The sequence below is a fragment of the Mycobacterium sp. E3298 genome (genome assembly GCF_001666895.1).
Lineage (GTDB): Bacteria > Actinomycetota > Actinomycetes > Mycobacteriales > Mycobacteriaceae > Mycobacterium.
Genome location: NZ_LZJB01000595.1, coordinates 1 through 751, shown reverse-complemented (window position 1 = coordinate 751; position 751 = coordinate 1). Strand labels below are relative to the sequence as shown.

The 751-nt window shown below is 68.3% G+C and carries 1 pseudogene; it reads right to left on the bottom strand.

What is annotated here, in order from left to right:
* Positions 1–173 precede the first annotated feature (173 nt).
* A pseudogene (locus tag A9X05_RS27240) lies at positions 174–751 on the bottom strand (LLM class flavin-dependent oxidoreductase); the annotation flags it as partial.

The window sequence follows — 751 nt, the reverse complement described above, 5'->3', positions numbered from 1 at the left end:
CCGGCGGCGCCGCGGGAGCATTGCTTGCCAAGGCGGACGCGCCCGCGCCGCCACCGAAGGTGAGCACCAATCCAAGTGTCGCGGCGCCCCCGATGAGCGCCAGTGCTTTTCGAGCTTTTGTCATGCCCGGTCGCATACCCCTTATTCCTATGGGCAATCAGGGGTTCGGCGAGTTAGCTGAGGGCGGGCAGCACCTTCTCGGTGAGCAACTGGACCGACTTCCAGGCCTCGTCCACCGGCATGCCACCAACCAGGGGGTGCAGCACGAGCGGGCCGTAATCGTCGGCGTCACGCACCTCCGCGATCAACTCGTCGGGGGTAAGGAAGCGGTACCGTCCCGACGCCCTGACCTCGTCCAGCGTCTGCACCCCGGGCAAATGCATGAGCGACCGCTGATCGGTCGACCAACCGCCGTAAGTGACTGCCTCCCAAAGGATGTGGTCACCGAGCTCCGCCCACGCGCGGTCGGGGTCCTCGTGCAGGAAGATCATCCCGCGGTTCACCGGGCCCGGCATGAGGATGAGCGGCGTCATGCCGGCCTCGGCACACAGCTCACGGTAGTAGGCGGCGATGTCGGGCAGGTGATCCGCCAGGCTGAGCGGCAGCCGGAAGCGGGCCGCCCGTCGCGCCGTGGCGCGCGCGCCGCCACCGACATACAGCGGTGGATGCGGTCGGGTCCAGGTGCCGGTGCAGATTCCCGCGTCGGCATCGGGGCCCGACCACACCGACAGCATCCGTTCGAGCAGGCTGT